Origin of the sequence: Psychrobacillus sp. FSL K6-1464 (genome assembly GCF_038003145.1) — a bacterium.
Taxonomy (GTDB): Bacteria; Bacillota; Bacilli; order Bacillales_A; family Planococcaceae; genus Psychrobacillus; species Psychrobacillus psychrotolerans.
Window position 1 is genome coordinate 2617469 of the sequence record NZ_JBBOOP010000001.1, and the last position, 17909, is coordinate 2635377.

17 protein-coding genes and 1 riboswitch are annotated in these 17909 nt (G+C 37.1%); of the genes, 3 read left to right on the forward strand and 14 right to left on the reverse strand.

The window, feature by feature from the left end:
* Window positions 1–11 precede the first annotated feature (11 nt).
* The 12 genes from sufC to MKX39_RS13335 all read right to left on the reverse strand — a co-directional run bounded on the left by sufC (window position 12) and on the right by MKX39_RS13335 (window position 13894).
* Entirely contained in the window at window positions 12–791 is a 780-nt protein-coding gene (sufC, locus tag MKX39_RS13280; protein WP_340769802.1) for a Fe-S cluster assembly ATPase SufC, read from the reverse strand.
* A 557-nt stretch (window positions 792–1348) separates the two neighbouring features.
* Window positions 1349–2506 (reverse strand): dicarboxylate/amino acid:cation symporter, encoded by a 1158-nt coding sequence (locus tag MKX39_RS13285; protein ID WP_340769803.1) that lies wholly within the window; start codon window positions 2504–2506, stop codon window positions 1349–1351.
* 786 nt (window positions 2507–3292) lie between these two features.
* Complete coding sequence (locus tag MKX39_RS13290; RefSeq protein WP_093537758.1) at window positions 3293–4099, reverse strand: MetQ/NlpA family ABC transporter substrate-binding protein; 807 nt, start codon at window positions 4097–4099, stop codon at window positions 3293–3295.
* Between the two features lie 62 nt (window positions 4100–4161).
* The gene (locus MKX39_RS13295; RefSeq protein WP_093537757.1) at window positions 4162–4830 is read right to left on the reverse strand and encodes a methionine ABC transporter permease; all 669 of its coding nucleotides are present in this window, start codon (window positions 4828–4830) and stop codon (window positions 4162–4164) included.
* A complete protein-coding gene (locus MKX39_RS13300) occupies window positions 4823–5848 on the reverse strand; it encodes a methionine ABC transporter ATP-binding protein (protein ID WP_340763069.1) in 1026 nt (341 codons plus the stop codon). Before MKX39_RS13300 ends, MKX39_RS13295 begins: the two co-directional genes overlap by 8 nt.
* A 169-nt stretch (window positions 5849–6017) precedes the next feature.
* Window positions 6018–6122, reverse strand: a riboswitch (SAM riboswitch).
* Window positions 6123–6156: 34 nt separating this feature from the next.
* Complete coding sequence (locus tag MKX39_RS13305) at window positions 6157–6477, reverse strand: thioredoxin family protein (RefSeq protein WP_093537755.1); 321 nt, start codon at window positions 6475–6477, stop codon at window positions 6157–6159.
* A gap of 11 nt (window positions 6478–6488) precedes the next feature.
* Complete coding sequence (locus MKX39_RS13310) at window positions 6489–6839, reverse strand: toprim domain-containing protein (RefSeq protein ID WP_093537754.1); 351 nt, start codon at window positions 6837–6839, stop codon at window positions 6489–6491.
* A gap of 74 nt (window positions 6840–6913) precedes the next feature.
* Window positions 6914–7294, reverse strand: coding sequence for a glycine cleavage system protein GcvH (gcvH, locus tag MKX39_RS13315; RefSeq protein ID WP_093537753.1), 381 nt, complete (start codon window positions 7292–7294; stop codon window positions 6914–6916).
* 73 nt (window positions 7295–7367) lie between these two features.
* Window positions 7368–7730 (reverse strand): arsenate reductase family protein, encoded by a 363-nt coding sequence (locus MKX39_RS13320; RefSeq protein WP_340769804.1) that lies wholly within the window; start codon window positions 7728–7730, stop codon window positions 7368–7370.
* 762 nt (window positions 7731–8492) lie between these two features.
* Window positions 8493–10274 carry an acyl-CoA dehydrogenase family protein gene (locus MKX39_RS13325; protein ID WP_093537751.1) on the reverse strand — a complete coding sequence of 594 codons (1782 nt, stop codon included), beginning with the start codon at window positions 10272–10274 and terminating at the stop codon, window positions 8493–8495.
* A 30-nt stretch (window positions 10275–10304) separates the two neighbouring features.
* Window positions 10305–11480 carry an acetyl-CoA C-acetyltransferase gene (locus tag MKX39_RS13330; protein WP_340769805.1) on the reverse strand — a complete coding sequence of 392 codons (1176 nt, stop codon included), beginning with the start codon at window positions 11478–11480 and terminating at the stop codon, window positions 10305–10307.
* A gap of 29 nt (window positions 11481–11509) precedes the next feature.
* Window positions 11510–13894: a 3-hydroxyacyl-CoA dehydrogenase/enoyl-CoA hydratase family protein gene (locus MKX39_RS13335; RefSeq protein WP_340769806.1), complete on the reverse strand. Its 2385-nt coding sequence runs from the start codon at window positions 13892–13894 to the stop codon at window positions 11510–11512.
* A 197-nt stretch (window positions 13895–14091) separates the two neighbouring features.
* Between MKX39_RS13335 and MKX39_RS13340 the strand changes: the two genes are divergently transcribed.
* Both MKX39_RS13340 and MKX39_RS13345 read left to right on the forward strand, forming a co-directional pair.
* Window positions 14092–14412: a thioredoxin family protein gene (locus MKX39_RS13340; protein WP_340769807.1), complete on the forward strand. Its 321-nt coding sequence runs from the start codon at window positions 14092–14094 to the stop codon at window positions 14410–14412.
* 172 nt (window positions 14413–14584) lie between these two features.
* Window positions 14585–15052, forward strand: a complete 468-nt coding sequence (locus MKX39_RS13345) for an STAS domain-containing protein (protein ID WP_340769808.1) — start codon at window positions 14585–14587, stop codon at window positions 15050–15052.
* A gap of 47 nt (window positions 15053–15099) precedes the next feature.
* On the opposite strand, the gene MKX39_RS13350 is transcribed toward MKX39_RS13345, so the two are convergent.
* Window positions 15100–16353 carry a GNAT family N-acetyltransferase gene (locus MKX39_RS13350; RefSeq protein ID WP_340769809.1) on the reverse strand — a complete coding sequence of 418 codons (1254 nt, stop codon included), beginning with the start codon at window positions 16351–16353 and terminating at the stop codon, window positions 15100–15102.
* A gap of 136 nt (window positions 16354–16489) precedes the next feature.
* Between MKX39_RS13350 and MKX39_RS13355 the strand changes: the two genes are divergently transcribed.
* Window positions 16490–17005 (forward strand): hypothetical protein, encoded by a 516-nt coding sequence (locus MKX39_RS13355; RefSeq protein WP_340769810.1) that lies wholly within the window; start codon window positions 16490–16492, stop codon window positions 17003–17005.
* On the opposite strand, the gene MKX39_RS13360 is transcribed toward MKX39_RS13355, so the two are convergent.
* The gene (locus MKX39_RS13360; protein ID WP_340769811.1) at window positions 17006–17881 is read right to left on the reverse strand and encodes a 5'-3' exonuclease; all 876 of its coding nucleotides are present in this window, start codon (window positions 17879–17881) and stop codon (window positions 17006–17008) included.
* Window positions 17882–17909 lie beyond the last annotated feature (28 nt).

A 17909-nucleotide genomic window follows, 5' to 3' on the forward strand; every position in this document is an offset into this window, starting at 1 on the left:
CGACTCCTTTCTTATGCTTCTTGTCCAACTGTTTCGTCTTCAATTCCTAATTCTTCTTTAATCCATTCATAGCCTTCTGCTTCTAGTCTTTGAGCAAGCTCAGGTCCACCAGATTTAACTACGCGACCTTGCATCATTACATGAACATGATCAGGTGTGATGTAGTTAAGAAGACGTTGATAGTGAGTGATTACTAAGCTTCCGAATCCTTCTCCGCGCATTTGGTTGATCCCTTTAGAAACAACTTTTAAAGCATCGATATCAAGACCAGAGTCAATTTCATCTAAAATAGCGAATTTTGGTTGTAACATCATTAATTGAAGAATTTCGTTACGTTTTTTCTCTCCGCCTGAGAATCCTTCATTTAAATAACGTTGTGCCATATCTAAATCCATTTCTAAAAATTCCATTTTGCTATCAAGCTCACGGATGAATTTCATTAGTGAGATTTCATCGCCTTCTTCGCGGCGTGAATTGATTGCTGAACCTAAGAAATCTGCATTTGTTACTCCAGTAATTTCACTTGGATATTGCATTGCTAGGAATAGACCTGCTTGCGCACGTTCGTCTACTTCCATTGCTAATACATCTTCGCCGTCCAATTCAATTGAACCAGATGTAACTTCATATTTTGGATGACCCATAATAGCAGAAGCTAAAGTAGATTTACCTGTACCATTGGGCCCCATTACTGCGTGAATTTCGTTCGTATTAATTGTTAAATTAACACCTTTTAAAATTTCTTTACCGTCTATTGCAACGTGTAAATCTTTAATAGCTAAAGTCGACATTTAATAACCTCCATTAAGTAAATACGAATGTATAATCATTCTAATTTATTATCATTCTAATCTTAACCCAAACGAAGGTACCTTGCAAATCTTTTGAAGCATATTCTATTTAATATTGTAGAATATACAGATTTACTGTTTTCTATTGACTTTTCACTAAACTATTAGGTAAATAGTAATCTTCCTTTATTTTCATTAAGAACTTTCTAATTGAGAATGGATTTCACTATGAAGCTAGTGTAAACAAAAAAGAATCCACGGAGAAATTCTCCATGGATTCTTGTATATTATCCCCTAAATGCTTGGGCATCAAGTTTAGCCGCTAATTGCATACATTTTTCATGATCCTGCTGTCGCTTGTTTTCGACCTGCAATCGTAATTCCTGACTTTGTCTCAATTCATCGTATCCAAAACCATGTACTCCTCTAAATGCGTGGTCCATCTGTTCTGTATAAGGTAAATCTTCCGAACTGATAATGAATCATCCTCTCTATTTTTGAGTTCATGATTTATATACCCAACTAATTCGGACTTAAACATTTATTTATAAAAAAACTTAATTTGTCTTAGAAAACTTATCTACGATAATCGCAAGTGCTCCGTCACCAGTTACATTTGTCGCTGTTCCAAAGCTATCCTGTGCAATATAAAGAGCAATCATTAAGCCTATCATAGCCCCGTTGAAGCCGAGCATTGTTTCCAGTAAACCTAATGCTGCCATAACGGCTCCACCTGGAACTCCAGGAGCTGCGATCATTGTTACACCAAGCATGAATATAAATGGTATAAACGTAGATAACAGAATATCTTGCCCATTTATTAGCAATACGCCAATGGAACATGAGACAAGCGTAATCGTACTCCCTGATAAGTGAATAGTTGCAAAAAGAGGAATCGTAAAGTTTGTTACTTTATCGGAAGCACCCGTTTTCTGCGCCTGTTTTAACGTCACCGGAATAGTTGCCGCTGAAGACTGTGTACCTAAAGCTGTAAAGTAGGCTGGTGACATTGTTTTTAACAGCTTCAAAGGATTTTTTCCAGTTACAGTACCGGCAGCAGTATATTGTAATAGAAGCATTACAATATGCAGTGCGATAATCATGACAAACACAACTCCGAAAACAGATAATACTTTTGCCACTTGACCACCGTAAGCCATATTCATAAAAATCCCAAAAATATGTATCGGCAACAACGGAATAATAACAAACGAAATTACCTTTTCAATAATCTCACTAAACTCTTCAAATGCATTTTGTAACGTGTTTCCTTTTAATTTAGAAATTCCAATTCCCATAATAAAGGAGAAAACCAATGCAGTCATAATATCCATCATTGGAGGGATGGGCATTTCAAATAACCCACCTATTAAAAACTCCTCTGGATTTTCTAACTTCACGCTCTCTTTCCCACCAATAAGCTTCGGCAGTAAATTGGAAGCGATAAAGAATGCAATAAAACCTGCTACTAGAGTAGATAAATAAGCAATACCCGTAGAAATCCCTAGTAATCTACCAGAACCTTTTCCGAGTTTAGCTATCCCCGGAACGATAAAACCAATAATGATGAAAGGAACAATAAATCCTAAAAATGAACTAAAAATACTATTAAAAGTAGCCATAATCTCCACTACTATTTTAGGGACAACTAATCCCAATAAAACACCAGCTACTATCGCTACCACTATTCGTGGCAATAACCCAAACCTTTTCATGAAGTGTCCTCCTCAAATGTACAAATGTGTTATTTACAACTTTCATACACTTTAGCACACTCATTTATTAAAGTGAATAGGATGAGTAATATACGTAATATTCTATTAATATAACCTTTGTTTATAGTACGTAGCAGAGCTTTTTCCACATTTCAATATGCCAGAGTTTGAAAGTATTCTTTTTGCCTCATTTCTATTGTTTAGCAAAAGAAAATCTCTGCATTCTTTATTAATGCTCGTTTCTTTGCAAAGTGAAAAATAATTAGAAATTGCTTTATAATGTGCATAGGAATTGGTCTTGCAACATTTAGGGCAATACCACGTACATATTATTTTTTGCATCCCAATAAAACTACAACTTTCACATTTTACTCCTAGTTTTAAATCTTCAAATGGAATAGAGAAATGATTGATAAGAGGAGTAGTAGAAGGGGATGGGCACTTTAGGAGAATTCCTTTTATTTGCTCCATGTCACCCTCACTTAGGGTTGAATTAATTGTGGAAAAATTTCGTAGATAAGACGGTATTTCATTCTTATAAATCACTGTAACGGCATTGGTAGATTTTCTAATCTAGCTCGGGCGCATGGCTTTGCGACTCGAGCCGATACAGCATCTTCTCGGGCGTTCGCCGGATTCTCGAGCGGATACCTCTCTAGTTCGGGCGCATGGCTCTAGTGCTCGGACCGATACGACTACTTCTCGGGCGTTTGCCAAATCCTCGTGTGCAAATGGCAACCACAAAAAAACAGACATCCCAGGATGCCTGTTTTCTCTACAATACTATTATTTTACCGGTACTACTGATCCGCCCCACTCGCTTAGGATGAAGTCTTGGATTTCTTTAGATTTTAATGCTTCTACTAAAGCTTTAATCTCTTTATTGTCTTCATCACCAGAGTTTACTGCGATGATATTTACGTATGGAGATTCATCTGATTCTTCAATAGCGATTGAGTCTTCTAATGGATTAAGGTCAGCGTCAATTGCATAGTTAGAGTTGATCAGTACTGCGTCGCCTTCTTCATTTTCATATAACTGAACCATTAAAGCAGATTCATAGTTAGCATCAAATTCAAGGTTTTTCTCATTTTCCACAATATCTTTTACTTCCGCTTTTGTTTTATCAATGCCGTCTGCTAATTTAATAAGGCCTTTCGCTTCTAACATTGCAAGGATACGTCCATGATCTGCAACAGAGTTACTCATTAAAATAGTTGCCCCCTCTGGAAGCTCTTCAATAGAACCGTATTTTTTAGAGTATAAACCGATTGGCTCGATGTGAATACCGCCTGCGTTGGCGAAGTCATATCCAAAATCAGCTTTTTGCGATTCAAAGTAAGGAATGTGTTGGAAAAAGTTTGCGTCCAAGTCTCCTGAATCTAAATCTTTGTTTGGTAATACATAATCTTGATATGATTCTACAACAAGTTCAATTCCTTGTTCTTCTAGAATTGGTTTAACTTCTTCTAATATAACTGCATGAGGTACGTTAGATGCACCTACTACTAGTTGACTACTTTTTTCATCTCCACATGCTGCAAGGGTTAATGCACTTACTGATAGTAATGCTCCAGCTAAAAATTTCTTCATTCAATATCTCTCCCTTTTTATCCTATTATTTCTATGTGATCGAGTACTCTCGTTAACACCTATTATCGTTTGTCTATCTTCGTAGTAATTACATCGCCTATCCACTGGATGATAAATACCATAATTAATATTAATACCGTGGCAACAAGTGTTACGTCTGTCCTACCTCTTTGGAAACCATCTAAAAAGGCTAATGTTCCTAGTCCACCAGCTCCGATAATACCAGCCATCGCTGTATATCCAACTAGTGAAATCGCTGTAACCGTTATGCCTGATACTAAAGCAGGCATAGATTCTGGCATTAATACTTTCCATATAATAGTAGAAGTTTTAGCACCCATCGATTTTGCAGCTTCTAGCACACCTTTATCAATTTCTCGAAGAGCTATTAACACCATACGGGCGTAGAATGGAGCAGCTCCGATTACTAAAGCCGGGAAGGCCGCATTTGGACCACGCATTGTTCCGACCAAAAACTTCGTTAAAGGTATTAGCAAAATGATCAAAATAATAAATGGAATGGAGCGGAATATATTGACGAAAGCTCCTGTTAACCAGTTTGCTAATTTGTTCGCCCACGCTTGATGAGGGCTAGTTAAGAAAAGTAGAAGACCAAGAACTAGTCCAATAATAGCTGTTAAAATTGTTGATACTGCAGTCATATATAATGTTTCAACTGTGGCTTCCCACATTTTTGGCCAATCAACATTAGGAAACAAATTATTAATCATTGTTGATCACCTCTGTATTTACTTTTTGTTCGTGTATATATCGAATTGCATCATCTATTAGTAGTGCTTCTCCTTCTAACTGAAGGATGAGCGTACCAAATGCACCAGTTTGTGTATGCGAAATATTTCCTTGAACAATATTTACTTCCAAATCAAACTGTTTGATAAGTCTAGACAGTATTGGTTGTACTGTCTGCTCCCCAACAAATACGAGCTTAATCAGCTTGCCATTTGGGTAAAGTTCTTTTAATTGCTGTATTGTTTGCAACGCCTTGTTGGAATCACTGACCTGCGAAACAAAACGCTTCGTAATCGTTTGTTGCGGATTTTGAAATACATCTAGCACATTTCCTTCTTCTACTACATGACCTTTTTCCATAACTGCAACGCGACCACATATCTTCTGAATAACCTGCATCTCATGGGTTATTAATACAATTGTCAGACCTAGTTTCGCATTGATACTAACTAATAAATCTAAAATAGAATCTGTAGTTTCTGGATCTAATGCAGAAGTTGCTTCATCACAAAGAAGTACTTCTGGACGGTTGGCTAATGCGCGTGCAATTCCAACACGTTGCTTTTGTCCACCTGATAGTTGAGAAGGATAATAATGCCCTCGCCCTTCCAGACCAACCAAATCAATAAGTTCTTTAACTCTTTGAGAACGTTGAGCTGGTGGTATACCGGCGATCTCCAATGGGAAAGCAATATTCTCTTCAACCGTTCTTGACCATAACAAATTAAAATGTTGAAAAATCATACTTACCTTTTGTCTTACTTGGCGAAGCTTCACTTCATTTATCTTTGTAATGTCTTCATTATTTACGATGATTTCACCTGAAGTTGGCTTTTCTAATCCATTTAATAAGCGAATGAGTGTACTTTTACCAGCACCACTATAACCAATAATGCCAAAGATCTCACCCTTTTTTATGTCAAGATTCACCTCTTCCACTGCAACAATCGTACCTTGTTTCGTACTAAATTTTTTGGAAATATTTTTTAAACTAATCATGGGAACCTTGCCCCCTTTCTTTAAACTATTCTATACCTATCTATTATTAACAGGTTGTTGAAATTTACTTTGTATTAAAACCTTATTCTTCCCATTTTCAACTAAAAAAACCCTCCTGCAAAAGAGCAGAAGGGTTTAAAGTTATCCAATTTAATAACATTTATCCATTCTCTCATTTCCCAAAGCATTTGCTTTGCGTGACTTGGCACCATTTCATTTACATGACGGTTGCCGGGCTTCAAAGGGCACTTCCCTCCACCTCTCTTAATAAGAGTAAAACTATTAATTTGTCGGTATATCGAATGTTATCATACGACAACTTGGTCGTCAATACTTTTTATCGCATCCAAGATAAATGGAACTGACTGAAAGGCATATATTTTTTTATATACCGTTCCACCTTTAGCGATTAGCAGACATGGCACACTTTCAATTTGATAATCCATAGCAAAATCTCCAAGATAGTTAATATTTGCTTGACCAATTAAAAAAGGCTTTATCTCTTTTATAACTTGCATCATTTTACTAGCAACTTGGCAGGTTCCACACATGGGTGTATAAATATAAAATATGGTAAGCTGCCCACTGTTCTTATGGCTGTTCCATTGTTCTAAGGTCCATTCATTCATATTACATCATCCTAAAGTAAATATTGTCTTTTCACTTTTATATTAACACTTTTTAATATAGAAGCCAAAACTTTGAATGGTGTGGTCGCTACTTCGCAGAACATCGGATTGGTATATAGATGAATCGCTTCAGGGTATTCTTTTCTCACGACAGAGCGAATTTGCTCACCAGACTTATCTGCATCCAGAAACGCATAAATAGGAATGCCTTCATAAGGACTTAAAATTTCTTCTAGCCTGACATTCGATATCGTTCCATTGGTGCAAATAATTTCTGTTGATTCATCCAGCAGTTTTAAAAGCTTTAATTTATCAGATCTACCCTCAACAAGAATTATCTTTTCACTAAAGACAATAGCCATTCAGCCTCTCTCCCAACTATGCCCTTTCCAATATTATATGAAAAAAACGCCGATATTAAGCGGCGTTTTCGAAATTATTCTGAAATTAATTCTTCGTATTTTTCTGGAGAAAGTAAACCATCCACTTCAGCTGCATCAGATGGTTCAATAACAATCATCCATGCATTTTCATAAGGGGACTCGTTAACATACTCAGGGCTATCTTCTAGTTCTGTATTTACCTCTACTACTTTACCGCTAATTGGTGCATACAGTTCAGAAACAGTTTTAACCGATTCAACACTTCCAAAAGGATCTCCTGCTTTAATCTCATCTCCAACTTGTGGAAGTTCAACAAAAACGATATCTCCAAGTTCAGATTGTGCAAATTCAGTAATACCGATACGGACATTGCCGCCTTCAGTTTTTACCCATTCATGCTCTGCTGAGTATTTTAAATCTTTAGGTGCGTTCATATATATACCCCTCTCCATTAATAATACATTCATCTACTATATTCACATATTTTAATAGTAAAAACAAGTGACTTTAAGAAGTCTTCCATACATCCTCAAACTGTTGCTCCTTGAAGCCTAGCGTTAATTTATTCCCGTCAAAAACAATTGGTCGTTTAATAAGCATTCCATCCGAAGCAAGTAAGGATAATTGTTCGTCTTCTGACATTGTTGGAAGCTTGTCTTTTAGTCCAAGCTCGCGATATTTCATACCGGAAGTATTAAAGAATTTTTTTAGTTCTAGTTCACTTACCTCAAACATTTTTTGAAGAGTTTCTTTCTTTGGGGGACTTTCAGCTATATGATTGTCTATGTATTCTATTCCGTTATCTTTTAACCATTTACTTGCTTTTCTGCACGTTGTACATTTTGGATAGCCATAATATTGAATAGACATGTTGTACCACCTTTTTCTCTTAATCATACATAAAAGTGGAAAGGATAGGCAATTATTTTGAATAAATAAATATATGATTCAGCCTCCAATCAAGAAAAACCGAGCAAAATGCGCCCGGCCCTTTAAAAATAAGAATATAGAAATGCCCATAATTTCCGCTTCAAGCGGACGCTTTCCGTGGGCCAGGCTTCAGCCGCTTCCCTCGCGCTGCTCAGTCCAGGGTCTTCAGCTCGTGCTGTGCCCACTGGAGTCACCGCTCTGCGCTCCAAACAACTAGATCCGCTTTAAATGTTCGGATAATTGATTATAAAACCTAAAACCACCTAAAAATAATAATTTCTTCTTAAAATAAGTAAGGCTGAAAGGGAATCGTATCAAAGAAAATCCACTTTCTACTTCCTTATTAAAATAATGTTCCTAACTAAGCAGAAGGTTTTATCCCTATATTAACTTTGACTACTCTTAGTATCTAAGCGAGAAGCTATGCAATATTTTAAAGTTTAGTACTACTAACTTAATTGATTGAAGTGAAAGGTGGCGACTTCTGCGGGATGAGCGAGACAGATGAGATATCACAGCGACGCGTGTGCTGTGGTGATAGCTCATCGCTCACCCCGCGAACCGCGTCCACCTGAAACACAAATCAGTATTAGTAATTATTCATTCTTTCACCCTTAAAACACAGTGTTCACGGTACAATTTTATATACTCCTAATCTTCAAAAAAGCCGATTCATAAGGAATCGGCTTTTTCATGAATTGATTAAAGAACGTATTTTTCTGCTTCGATCAGTTTAACCGATGCTTCACGTTTTTTCTCAATTACGTTGTATGGAGTGTAGCGAGTCAATTTGCGTAAAGCAGAAATCATCATACGTTGGTTATCTCCATCTACAGCTGCAATAAGAGTTTCTTTTGCCGCTTGTTCGATTTCGATAAACGCTTCTTGTGTAAAGATTTGTGTATAAAGAAGTTTTTGCGCTGCTTTTTCTTCTCCATCACGACCGATAGCTTTTTCTGTACGAAGGACTGCGGATTCCATAGCAAATAGGTTATTAGCGATATTTGCAATGTTCACTAGTACTTCTTGCTCTGCCTCTAGTTTTGTACCAAAACGTTGAGCAGCAAGCCCAGCTACTAAAATACCAATTTTCTTCGCATTAGCTACTAATACTTTTTCTTGTGCAAGTGCTTCTGTTCCAACCTCTTCAGGCATCATCATTAATAGCTCTTCTTGTAAGCCCGCAGCTTTTTGAAGAAGTGGCAATTCACCCTTCATTGCTTTTTTCAGGAATGTTCCTGGAACGATTAAGCGGTTGATTTCGTTAGTTCCTTCGAAGATGCGGTTAATACGAGAGTCACGGTAAAGGCGCTCTACTTCATACTCTTGCATGAAGCCATATCCACCATGTAATTGAACAGCTTCGTCAACAATGTAATCTAGAACCTCAGATCCTACTACTTTGTTAATAGAACATTCAATTGCATATTCAGCGATAGAAGCAGCAATTGCTTTTCCGTCTTTTTGCTCTTCTGGGCTTAACTGACTCATACGCTCTTCAAAGTATCCTACAGTACGGTAGATTAAGCTTTCTGTCGCATATAATTTTGAAGCCATTGTAGCTAGTTTGTTCTTCGTTAAATTAAAGGAAGAGATTGGTGTTTTAAATTGTTGACGTTGGTTTGTATAAGCGATTGCTAACTCTAATGCACGTTTAGATCCACCAATTGTACCTACCCCTAATTTATAACGACCAATATTTAATATGTTGAAAGCGATAACGTGACCACGTCCGATTTCACCTAAAAGATTATCAACAGGTACTTGAGCATCTTGTAAGATTAATGTACGAGTTGAAGATGATTTAATACCCATTTTCTTCTCTTCTGCTCCTACAGACACGCCTGGGAATGTTTTTTCTACGATAAATGCAGAGAATTTGTCTCCATCCACTTTAGCGTAAACAACGAATACATCTGCAAATCCAGCATTAGTAATCCATTGTTTTTCCCCATTTAATACATAATGTGTACCTTCAGCATTTAACTTCGCCGTAGTTTTTGCGCCTAGTGCATCAGATCCTGAACCTGGTTCTGTAAGTGCATAAGCAAATATCTTCTCACCTGATGCAGATGACGGAAGGTATTTTTGTTTTTGTTCTTCATTACCAAATAGAACGATTGGCAATGTACCAATCCCAACATGTGCTCCGTGAGTAATGGAATATCCACCGGCTACAGACATTTTTTCTGAAATTAGTGCAGAAGAAATTTTGTCTAAGCCAATTCCACCATATTCTTCTGGAATATCAGCTGCAAGTAAACCTAGGTCACCCGCTTCTTTTAATAAACGAACAGAGTGTTCAAATTCATGATGCTCCAAGTTTTCTACCACTGGAAGTACTGAGTTTTTAACATACTCCTCTGTCGTTTTCGCAATCATCTTTTGCTCGTCGTTAAAATCCTCTGGTGTAAAAATACGACTAGCGTCCAAATCTTCTACTAAAAACGCTCCGCCTTTGATTGCCTCTTTTAATTCGTTCATATATATTCCTCCTATTTGTTTAAAAGATTCTTATAGTAATTCGAAAACTCCAGCAGCTCCCATACCGCCACCAATACACATTGTAACAACTCCGAATTGCTTCCCTTGACGTCTTAACTCACTCATCATTTTCAATGTTAAGATTGTTCCCGTCGCTCCAAGTGGATGACCAAGTGCAATTGCTCCACCATTTACATTCACCTTATCCATATCTAAGCCTAAATGACGAACAACTTGAATTGATTGAGAAGCAAATGCTTCGTTGATTTCCCAAAGATCGATGTCCTCAATGGATAAACCAGCAAGTTTTAATGCTTTTGGTACTGCTACAATCGGTCCAATCCCCATTACTTCAGGAGGTACTCCACCAACTGCAAAAGAACGGAATTTTGCAAGCGGTTTTAATCCTTGTGCTTCAGCAACTTCACGGTCCATGATTAGAACAGCGCCTGCTCCATCAGAAGTTTGTGAAGCATTTCCTGCCGTTACGGATCCACGAACATTGAATGCAGGACGTAATTTTGCAAGTGTTTCCAGTGAAGTTCCAACACGTACGCCTTCGTCCATTTCGAACATGAATTTTTTCTTTTGTGCTTTATTGTTTTCGTCTACAAAATGCTTGATAACTTCAACAGGTACAATATCATCATTGAACTTTCCTGCAGCAATTGCAGCTGCTGCTAGTTCATGTGATCTTACTGCAAATGCATCTTGGTCCTCACGACTAATACCATATTTCGTGGCCACTTGTTCTGCTGTGTGACCCATTCCCATATAGTATTGCGGAGCTGTTTGTGCTAGATGTGCGTTCGGGCGGATGGTATTACCCATCATTGGAACCATACTCATAGACTCTACGCCACCAGCGATAATCGCCTCCGCGTGACCTAACATAATACGCTCTGCACCATATGCAATGGACTGTAAACCAGATGAACAGAAACGATTCACTGTAATTGCTGGAGTTGTATCCGGTAGTCCTGCTAATGCTCCGATATTACGAGCAACGTTCATCCCTTGCTCTGCTTCTGGCATTGCACAACCTAATATAAAATCATCTATCGGGCCATCGTATCCACCCGCTCTTAGTAATGTTTCTTTAACTACTAGCGCTCCAAAATCATCTGGACGAACCGTCGCTAAAGAACCTTTTTTCGCTTTACCTACTGGTGTTCTTGCCCCAGCTACTAATACTGCTTCACGCATGAGCTCTCCTCCTTTACCTTTATACAACTCTAGTTGCGTAGTGGTTTACCCTTCACTAGCATGTGTTGCATTCTTGCTTGAGATTTTGGATCTGCAACTAAACTTAAGAAAGCTTCTCGCTCTAAGTTAAGTAAATATTGCTCATCTACAAATGTACCGTATGGAACTTCTCCACCTGCAACAACATATGCAAGCTTTTTCGCAATCTTAAGATCATGCTCACTGATAAACCCTGATAGGAACATTCCTTCAGCACCTAAAACTAGTGCCGCAAATCCTGGAGATCCTGATACAGGAACTTTTTCACGAATCGGTGCTTTATATCCTGCTTCTGCAAGAGATAATACTGCTTGCTTCGCATCATAAATTAAGTGGTCTGGGTTAACACTAATTCCATCTGCAAAATTCAAGAAGTTGTTTTCACGAGCTTCTTCAGCTGATGTAGAAACTTTTGCCATTGCAATCGTTTCAAATACTTTGCTTGCCACCGATAGATAATCTATCTCGACACCGTTTGGAAGTCCTTTTAAGTGCTTAATATAAAGCTCTTTGTTACCTCCACCACCAGGGATAAGGCCAACTCCAGCTTCTACTAAGCCCATATAAGTCTCAGAAGATGCTTGGATATGAGCAGCCGGTAAGCATGTTTCTGCTCCCCCACCTAAAGTCATTCCAAATGGAGCTACTACAACTGGTTTAGCCGAGTATTTAATCTTCATCATTGCATTTTGGAATTGACGAACAACAAAATCTAATTCGAAGATATTATCGTCCTGTGCTTCCATTAAAATCATTCCAAGATTCGCTCCAACACTGAAGTTTTTCCCTTGGTTACCTATAACAAGGCCTTTGAAATTCTTCTCAACTTCCTCCACCGCAAAGCTAATCATTTGAAGGATATCTAGACCAATCGAGTTCGATTTAGAATGGAACTCAAGCAAAGCAACTCCATCTCCTAAATCTATTAAACTAGCACCCGAATTAGATTTAATCACACCATGTTTTTTCTTATATCTTTTTAGGTCAATTACTTTATCACTTACGGCAACTAGTGAATAATCAGTTCCGTTGAAATAGTATTGATCTCCATTTTCTTCCTTATAGAAGGATTCGAAACCTTTATCAAGTAAAGACTGAACGAATACCGGAATTTCAAGTCCTTCAGCAGACATTTTTTCAACGGATTCCTTTACTCCGATGGCATCCCATATTTCAAATGGACCTTGCTGCCAGCCGAAGCCCCACTTCATGCCTTGGTCAATTGCAACGATATCATCTGCTATTTCACCGTGTAATTTAGCCGAATAGATTAATGTAGGACTTAAAATGCTCCAAAGTAATTCACCAGTTCTATCTTTTGCATAAGTTAATGTTTTCACTTTTGCAGCAAGACCTTTTTGTTGCTTAGCCATTTCCATTGAAGGCGTTTTCAATTTCTTCATAGTTTCATATTCAAGCGTTTCAGGATTTAGTTCTTTAATTTCTTTTCCTTCTTTTAAGAAGAACCCTTGCCCCGTTTTAGCTCCAAGCCATTTGTTTTCCAACATCTTTTGCATAAATGTAGGTACTTCAAATACTTTTTGTTCCTCACCCGTTGTTTGGTCAAATACGTTTTTCGCAACATGTGCAAATGTATCTAAACCAACTACGTCTAATGTACGGAATGTCGCAGACTTAGGACGACCAATTAGTGGTCCTGTCACAGAATCTACCTCTCCAACTGAATATCCTCTAGTTTGCATTTCACGAAGTGTTACAAGCAAACCATAAGTACCAATACGGTTGGCAATGAAGTTCGGTGTATCCTTTGCAAGTACTACGCCTTTTCCTAATACGTCTTCGCCAAACTGCTTCATGAAATCTACAACTTCAGGAGCTGTTGTATTAGCTGGAATAACTTCTAAAAGTTTCAAATAACGAGGAGGATTAAAGAAATGTGTTCCTAAGAAATGCTTTCCAAAATCTTCTGAACGACCCTCCACCATAGCATTAATACTAATACCTGATGTATTTGAACTAATGATTGTGCCTGACTTACGAATTGCATCTATTCTTTCATATAAACTCTTTTTAATTTCTAAGTTTTCAACTACTACTTCAATAATCCAGTCGACGTCTTTTAGTTTTTCAAGATCGTCCTCTAAGTTGCCTGCCGTTATTAACTGTAAGTTTTTCTTAGCACTTAGTGGTGCAGGTTTTTGCTTCAACAACTTTTGAATAGCTGTTCCTGCGAATTTATTTCTTACTGCTGGATGCTCTATAGTTAGTCCCTTTGCTTCCTCATCTTTGCTTACCTCTTTTGGTACGATATCTAATAGTAATGTAGGAATACCGATATTCGCTAAGTGAGCAGCAATTCCTGACCCCATAACTCCTGAACCTAATACAGCGGCCTTTTTAATTTGATATGTCATATGCAAAGCCTCCCCTTCATCTTGAATGAACGCTCATTCATTTTATTCACAAAAAAAATAGAAGCAATCTCTATGTCTATTAGTTTAGACCAAAATTTAAATTTTCGCAATAATAAAATGAATAAATAATTCTTTTTTCTTTCTCCAACATAAGAAACAGTGTACACTGTAAACAAAGTCATAGGAGGTAAATAAACATGCAAAAAATTACAACTACTGAACAATTCAATGAGATCATTTCTGGTGATAAAGAGGTATTAGTAAAATTTGAAGCTGGCTGGTGTCCTGATTGCCGTCGTATGGAAATGTTCATCGATCCAATCGTTGAAAAATACAACCAATACAATTGGTACGAAGTAAATCGTGATGAACTTCCAGAAGTAGCTGAAAAATATGAAGTAATGGGAATTCCAAGCCTTCTTATTTACCAAAATGGCGAGAAAAAAGCACATCTTCATAGCGCAAATGCAAAATCCCCTGAGCAGGTTACAGAATTTTTAGATGCACAAAGTAAGTAAGATAGTATCTATAGTAAAATACATCTAACCTTTATACTCGACGAGCTTTCTGCAAGAGCACGGTAACAGAATCATAGCTACCAAGAAGTATATGGATAGAAAGGTTGTTTCTATTAGAAGCAGCCTTTTCTTTTAGACGAAAGAACAGAAAATAATAGAGGTGCTTACTTATATGTCTCACGAACAAGAAATAATGGAACTGAAAGAAAAAATCACTTACTACGAAAAAATTATTAAAACAATCTCTACACCTATTATTCCATCAATCGTTCCTAAGACGATTTTAATCCCTATCGCTGGCTATATGTTTAGAGAACGCTTTGAAAATATTCAAACTAAAACGCTTCAATATATTGGAGAACACAAGGAAATTGAACAAGCAGTATTTGATTTTACTGGTGTAAATGTAGAAGATGTGGAAGCCTTTGACTATAACGAACTTGCACTGGCTATTTCTAGTTTGAATAGTTCACTTCGTTTAATGGGTATTCGGCCTATTTATGTTGGATTTAATCCGCGTTTTATCCGTGAAATTGTGCATGCTAGTATCCAAGTAGATATTGAGACGTATAAAAGTTTCCGTGAAGCATTGAAAAAACTGTTAGGTGAATCCAATAATACGATTAACATAAAAAAATAAAATCAGGAGAATTGCTAATTGTATAGCAATTCTCCTTTTGTTTTACTTTAAAAAGCCGTAAAACAAATTGGCCCTTTTTTGGGTTTAAACCATTCATCTAGTTTTTTAGGGTCTATCTGATGTAACTTAGCTTCTCCAATATCATAAAGAGATTCTATCGTTACGCAACCCATCCACCACGAACTTAAATCATGAATTCCAATAGTAATGTTGGCGTCTATGTGATCTTCTGCTTTCTGAATTCCCCACTGACCACTACTATAAGATAATTCATATAAGCCATGTTGCTCAGGAATAAATGTATCCTCAATTGCCAATATAACTTTTGTCTTGTCTTGAGGTTCTCCTAATCCATGAAAATTAGTACCATTAACAAATGACTCTATACTTGTAATTCGATACATAATACCAGAACCAGTCGTAGCCACCTCATGATATACACTTGGAATTACATGATTGGAATCATTTGATGGATTAGAAAGACTATATACAAATGATTGATCATTCGTGCGGAAAATAACTCGATCTACTTGATCCTGTTGTGAACTTACCCATGAAGCTAGTTGCTTATAGGCATTTGGATTACTCCATATCCATTCATGAATAATCATATGTTGATGTAGAAAATGACTATCTTTTACTGGTTCCAACGTGAAACCTAGAGCCCCGACTAAACGGTTTTCCTCCTCTACACCAACATAATATGTTTTTCTCGCTTTAATATACTCTCTTTCCTTCCAAGTTCTTTTCAACATACCATGGTTGTTTTGTGCGTATTCATTGTAGAGAGTTACAATCGCCTCTTCATCCGAAGCTGTTAAAAATTTCACTCGGCCTTTATTGCCATCAGCTAACATTTCTCCCGGTTTAAATTTAAATTCATATCGTAGTGGGCCATAACCATAACCCATTTTCCGATAAAAACTTGGATTAAAAGGATAAAGTGATACAAGAGCGACCTTTTCCTGTCTTGCATAGTTATGAAAATAAGATAGAAGTTGATAAGCTACTTTTTCTTTTTTATGTAATAAATGCACTGCGACCATACCAATACCAAATATGCGTTGAAACTTTCCATTTATATTGCACTCAAAATCATTCACACGAAAAATCCCTAGAAGGTCATCTTGTTCATCAAAACAACCAAAGAATTGAATTCCATTAGCTTCCCTTTGTTCTGTTTCCAATCGCTCTATTAATTCTTTTTTCTTTTCATCCGTTTGAATTAGCATTCCAGGATAAGCTAATGAAGCTATATCGGCAGCCTTTTTTAAATCCTTGCTTTGCAGTAACCTAATCATTCTATTTCCTCCAGTATTATCGATTGTGTTAAATTGTATTATAGAATAGACGAACAATTTAGAGAATAATAATTTGCTTCAGATATAAAAAAAGAGTTTTCCCATGAAAAAGGAAAACTCTATTAGGAGGTCGAACATGAAGATACAATTACCGGTTCAAGGTTACTCCCAATATGATACTACAATTCAAGCTAACTACCGCGCTTCTGCGTGTGGTCCAGTCACTGCTTACGTGTTATTAAATTATTTGTTCCCAAATACTAGTTACCATCAGCCAAATGATTTGTATGAAAAATTGGGAGGTACACGTATTGGGCTATTTACCTATCGATTTATACGAAATATGCGTAAGTTGCTCGGACCGAATTGGATAGTAGACAAATGTACGTTACGAGATGCACTGGTCGAACTAAAAAGTGGCAGAGTAGTTGCCTTAAAATTTGATAAGTACTTTTCACTAAAGTGGAATAAAAAATTTACGTTTTCCTATCACTGGGTTCCACTTATTGGCTATGAAATAGTTGATAGTGAAGTAGTATTAATAATCCACGACAATGGAGGTAGAAATCGTCCAAGTCAAATTAGAAGAGTTCGCTATTCAGATAATGCACCGATTTTGACATTTGTCCAAATTGCTCCGATAGGAAAATAACTATTTTTGAAGCTGTCTTGCCAAAATAGTATAACCATGCTCATATAAGAAATCGTGTTTCGCTGAAGGGATTTCTTTTAATACTAAATGTTCTAACTCCGCTCCAATCGGGACATCTCTTCGAATGGTAGCTAACTCTTTAGAAAGCTTTAGCATTTCCAAATCCGTTTCAATTTTAGTTCGTTGACCAGCTTTCAAAAGCGGTAAAGCCTCTAAGACCTTATCAACTGTTCCATAGGTTTGAACAAGTTGTAAAGCTGTTTTCGGACCAATTCCCTTTACGCCCGCATAGCCATCACTAGAATCTCCCATAAATGCCTTCACATCAGGGAAAAGCAATGGAGAAATGCCGTATTCTTCATAGAAGCGAGATTCATTATACATATCATAAATAGAAAAACCTTTTTTCGTGAACGCAATTTCTGTAGATGGCTCCAGTAATTGAAGCAGATCCTTATCTCCACTCACTATCGTAAACCTTGCGTCATCCTTCCATTTATGTGTAATTGAAGCAATGGTATCATCCGCTTCCATTCCAGCTATTCCAAAGTTCATCCATCCTAAATGCTCAGACAACTCCTGAGCCATATCAAACTGTGGAATAAGCTCTTCAGCTGGCTTTGGACGGTTTGCTTTATAACCGTCGTATAACTCATTCCTAAATGTAAGCATCCCTTTGTCCCAACAAACAGCCATATGAGTAGGTTGCATCAAATTTTGTGCTGCTAATACATGCCGAGCAAAACCTTGCACCGCATTTGTCGGAATTCCTTTATCATTTTTGAAATAATTACCAGACATTGCTGTGGCAAAAAACGATCTAAATAATAATGCCATTCCATCTATTACTAATACATGTGGTTTTTCCTGAGTCATTTCAAACACCCTTTTTTTGAAGTTTACT